Source organism: Monashia sp. HAY1-2A (genome assembly GCF_056755315.1).
In genome coordinates, this window is record NZ_JBNDHY010000866.1 from 1 (window position 1) to 230 (window position 230).

At 37.4% G+C, this 230-nt stretch carries 1 protein-coding gene; it reads left to right on the forward strand.

The annotated features are described in order from the left end of the window. Positions 1 to 230 (forward strand): TonB-dependent receptor domain-containing protein (locus tag ACPYOM_RS24235; protein ID WP_481347940.1); only part of this gene is annotated, 230 nt, incomplete at both ends.

The window sequence follows — 230 nt, forward strand, 5'->3', positions numbered from 1 at the left end:
TTGTTAGGCTATCGGTTTGATTATGATAAAATTCATCATGCGATCCATTCTCCCCGTTTTGCATGGAAATTTTCTCCGAATCCTTATCATACCATCAGATTCAACTTTGGGACAGGTTTCAGGGTTGTTAATCTTTTTACGGAAGATCATGCAGCGCTTACAGGATCCCGTGAAGTTGTTGTTCAGTCAAATTTAAAACCTGAAAAATCAATCAACGGAAACCTTAATTA